The sequence below is a fragment of the Corallococcus sp. CA053C genome, assembly GCF_003611675.1.
Lineage (GTDB): Bacteria > Myxococcota > Myxococcia > Myxococcales > Myxococcaceae > Corallococcus.
Genome location: NZ_RAWA01000578.1, coordinates 1 through 4660, shown reverse-complemented (window position 1 = coordinate 4660; position 4660 = coordinate 1). Strand labels below are relative to the sequence as shown.

The window sequence follows — 4660 nt, the reverse complement described above, 5'->3', positions numbered from 1 at the left end:
GCCTTCTGGGATGCGGCGGAGGGCGTTGGGGGCGAGGGGGCTTCGTGCGCGGAGTCGGGCGGGAGGGACGCACCGAAGGCTGTCGTTCGCTCCCGAGGCGGAGGGGCGGGGGCGCGCGACTTGCGACCCGATGCGGCGACAGGGGCTTCATCGTTGGGCGTGGACTCGCGCGTCGATGCGGAGCCTTGGACGGGCGCGCCTGTGTCCAACGCCTGGCCTGAGTCCTTCGCGGTGCCTCGTGCGGACTTCGTGGAAGGGGCACGGGCCGTGGTGCCAGGTCCCGCTGCGGACTCAGTGAGCGAGGGCGGGCTTCCGGAGGGAGCCTTCGCGACGGCGTCTTTACGCGCGCCTGATGCCCCCTCCGCGACGGAGGCATGGCTTCCTGACGGGGCCTTCACGGAAGCCGTGGGCTTCGCTTCGCTCCGTCCCTTGCGCGACGCGGCGGTGGAATCAGGTGCGTCCGGAGCAGCGCCTGAAGCCTGCGCGTTCCGAGACCGGTCCCCGGACGACTTCGCGCCAGCCTCCACGCTGGCCGCCGCCTTCGGAGCCGCACCGTCCTTGGCCCGGGCCGAGCGCTTCGCGGACGGGGCGGAGGACGCATCCTCCTCGGCCGCGACCATCGCCTGGACGTCGGTGTTGGCTGTCACTTCGTCGGACAGGTCCTTGCGGCTCTCGCGAACGAGTCCCGTGGTGACCGGAGGCGCCACGAGCACCGAGGGCGGTGGCACACCCGGAGCCGGCGGAGGCGCGGTGCGCGGAGGTTCGGGCGGTGGCGGGCGGGCGCGATCCTCCCGGGCCTTGCGCAGGCTCTCGGCGCGGCGCGCGTAGATGCGGGCGCGCTCCGTGTTGTGCAGCACTTCGCGGCAGAAGAGCGCGAGTCGCTCCCACGTGCGCTGGCGCTCCTCGTCGCTCTCCGTCGCGGTGGCCGCGTTCTCCATCGCCCAGGCGGCCTCGCCCAGTTGCTCGCGCTCGATGCAGCGGTCCGCGAGCAGCAACCACGCTTCCTTGTGCCCCGGCTCGAAGCGCACCGCCTGGCGCAGCTCCGCCAGCGCCGCGCCTGCGTCGCCCATGGCCTCCAGCGTGGCCACGCGCTCCAGGTGCGCCTTGCGCGCGGCGGGCCCCCGGGGCTCGCGGGCAAGCTGCGCGTGCAGGAGCTGGCTGAGCGCGGGCAGATCCCCCAGCCGACGCGCGAGCGCCAACAGGTGCTCACGCGGCTGCTCGTTGTCGGGGCTCTCCGCGAGCACTTCGGCCCAGGCCCACTGCGCGATGCGCAGGTCGCCGAGGGACTCCTCCGCCGTCTGCGCGAGCACCCGCAGGGCGTCCAGGCGATCCGGAGCGCGGCGGGGCGCGGCGGCACAGGCGGCGCGCAGGCGTTCGGTGAAGGAAGGACGCTCCTTATCGGAGGCACAGCGCACGAGCCCCGCGAGCACGGGCAGCAGCCCCGGCACGAGCGCGTCCGCGGCCTCGAAGTCCTCGCGCGCCTTGGAGCGAGAGCCCATGTTCAACAGCCGCTCGCCGCGCGTCAGCAGGGCGATGGCCCGGGCCCGCGAGGTCCTCGCCCGCTCGATGGCTTCGTCGAGCGCACGGCGGACGATGGATGCGTCCTCGCGTTGGGACAGCAGCCGCACCTGTTCACGCAGCGCGGTGCGCTCGCCGGTCAGCTCGACGATCTCCCGGTACATGCGCGCGGCGCCCGCGGAGTCCTGGAGCTCGTTCTCCATCACCTCCGCGAGCCGCGTGAGGGCCTCGGCCCGCTCGGGCGCGGCCTTCGCGCGGTCGGCACGCTTGAGGTACAGCTGGGCCAGTTCGCGCCAGGCCTGGCGCGCGATGAGCAGGGACTCCTGACGCTGCGAGCGGGCCAGCTCAGCGCCCTCTTCCGCCGTGAGCACGCCAGGAGGCGCAGCCGCATCCGGGGCCCGGTCCGTGCCGCTTGCCGTTGGCTTCACGGCGGGGAAGCGGCCGGAGTCGCGCGTTGGAGGGGTCGCGGCCTCGGCGGGACCCGCATCAGGTGGAGGAACGACCTCCGAGGTCGATTCCTCCTCGTCGAATGCAGGATTCGGAGCGGAGGGAACCAGCACGGCGGTCCGCCGGACCGAGGGAGCCGACGGCTTCGTGCGCGACTTCTCATCGCGTGCCGGGTTCGAGGGCGAAGCGTCCTTCTGCGCCTCCGCATCGCTCCGGGCTGGGGGGATGATCTCCGACGTGGCTTCGTCTTCGTCGAAGGCTTTCGACGGAGCACCCGGTACCAGCACGGAGTCGAGAGGACGCGGCGGGATCATCTCCGACGTGGATTCGTCTTCGTCGAAGCCCTTCGACGGAGCACCCGGTACCAGCACGGAATCGAGAGGACGCGGAGCCTTGCGTCCTGCCCCGACATCCTTGTTGGCCGCGGCCTTCGGTTCAGGAGCATGAGGCGGAACGATTTCCGACGTCGGCTCCTCTGCATCGAAGGCCTTCGACAGAGCGCCCGGAACCAGCACGGAGTCGAGCAGACGCGGCGGACCGCGCTGCGACGTGAGCGTGGGATCGAGCGATGCGGACAATTCCGGCGTGACAGTCGACTTCGCTTCGCCGTCCTTCGCGGACGCAACGGCCGTCGATGCGGCATCGAGCGATGCGGACAGTTCCGGAGCAGGAGTCGACTTCGCTTCGCTGTCCTTGACGGATGTTGGCGCGGCATCGAGCGATGAAGACTGTTCCGGCGTGACAGTCGACGTCGCTTCGCTGTCCTTCACGGACACAACGGCCGTCGGCCCAGCATCCAGCAATGAGGACGGTTCTGGAGCAGGAGTCGAATTCGCTTCGCCCTCCTTCGCGGAGACGCCTTCCATCGGCGCAGCATCGAGCGACGAGAACAGTTCCGGAGCAGCAGTCGACTTCGCTTCGCGGTCTTTCGCGGAGGCGGTTTCCGTCGGCGAAGCATCAGTCGATGAGGAGGACAACTCCTGCGCAACGGTCGACTTCGCGTCGAGGTCCTTCTCGGACGCAGCCAGCACCAACACGGCATCGCGCAGCGCGGTCGGGTCTGGCTCCGGGGTCGACTTCGTCTCGGATTCGTTCGGAAGGACGGCCTCAGCCGAAGCGGAATCACCTTGTGCGGATGCCCCTGCCTCCCCGGTCGAGTTCGCGCGGAGGTCCGTTGGCGACGCATCCGATACCGCAGCTCCCTGGTGCACCGGGCCCTGCGTCGCCGTGGAGTGGCCAGCGAACGCACCTGGAAGATCCGATGTTCCAGGCTCGGATGACACACCCGGCACCGCCGCCAGCTGTCCGTCGATTGCCTGCGCGACGTCAACCGACGACGACACACCCAGCTTCTCTTCGGACGCCTGCGCCACATCCACCGGTGACGCTTCCAGCGCCATCGCCGGCTTCACTTCAGGAGATGCATGGCTTGAGTCCGGCATCGACTCCGCTTCCGCATGCGCGGGCCGAAGCGAATCAGCCTCCACCTTCGCTGCCTCGGAGGAGGACTTCACCGTGGATCCGGCTGCGTCCAGGGCCGTCTCCGGAGCATCCGCTCCAGACGTCGGCGCCCCACCGCCAAGCACCAACCGACCGGTATCCCCCGTCACGAACGGGAACTCCGTCGAGCGGAAGGACACCCTCGCTTCGGCACGCTCGGACACCGGCTGCTTCGCGGCCCCGACAGGCCCGACATCCACCGCCGCCGTGTCCCGCGCTTCAGGCGAAGTCACCACACGGGCCTTGCCCGGTCCTTCATCCTCCCAGGGGAACTCCGGTCCCCGCGTCGCCGCACGCCCCAGCTCCGCCCACTCGCCCAGCGGCACCTGCACCGTGGTCGCCCTCCCGGCCCTCGCCACAGCTCCCTTCGCCGGCTCCACGGACACCATCGGCAGTTCCAGCACGGTGTTCCCGCGCTCCGGATCCGACAACGCCAGGGCGGACACCTCCACCGTCTTCGTCCGGGACTCGTCCTCCTCCGGCTCCGGCCGCGACGGCGCGCCCTTCGCCACCCGCTCGCGCAGCACGTCCATCACGAAGCGGGCCCGCGCGTCGTCGGGCGCATCCATCAGCAGCCCGTTGAGCACCGCCGCGGAGCGCGCCTCCTGGCCACTGCGGCGCAGCACCCTCGACAACTGCCGGCGCACCTCGCGGCGCACCTCGCCCCGCTCGGCCACCATCGCCGCGTCCAGCAGGGTGATGACCGCGCGCTCCGTGCCCGCCCGCAACGCGTGCCGCACCAGCACGGCCGCGAGCCTCGGCGTCATCGGCAGGGTGCGGCTGGCGGCGACCAGCCCGGAGTACGCCCGGGCCGCCTGTCCCTCCCGAAGCAGGCGGGCGGCATCCTGGCAAACCTGGGCCAGCGCGCCTCGCACGTCCTCTCCGCGCGGGGCCATCCCAGGTCCGCGCAGGGAAGGCTCCGGCGTTCCAGGACCTTTGCCGTTTCTCCCGCCACCCATGAAGCTCCCAGTCTACACACGATGCGCCAGGCGGTGGGGGTCCTGTCCTCCCCCCTCACACGGGCAATCCGGGGTTCAGCGTCAGGGCGCGTCCCCGCCCCCGATGGGACCCTCGGGCACCTGCACTCCCGCCGCGACGAAGAACGCCCGCAGGTCCTCCGGCACCGCCGCCTCCAGCCGCAGCGGCTGGCCCGTGCGCGGATGCCCCAGCTCCAACGCCTGCGCGTGCAACAGGC

Annotated in this window: 1 protein-coding gene and 1 pseudogene; both read right to left on the bottom strand. The window is 71.3% G+C overall.

What is annotated here, in order from left to right; all coding sequences use genetic code 11:
* Positions 1-4361, bottom strand: a 4361-nt coding sequence (locus D7V97_RS40255) for a hypothetical protein (protein ID WP_120615866.1), incomplete at its 3' end; no start/stop codon positions are given.
* Positions 4362-4505: 144 nt separating this feature from the next.
* Positions 4506-4660, bottom strand: a pseudogene (locus tag D7V97_RS40250) (RluA family pseudouridine synthase); the annotation flags it as partial.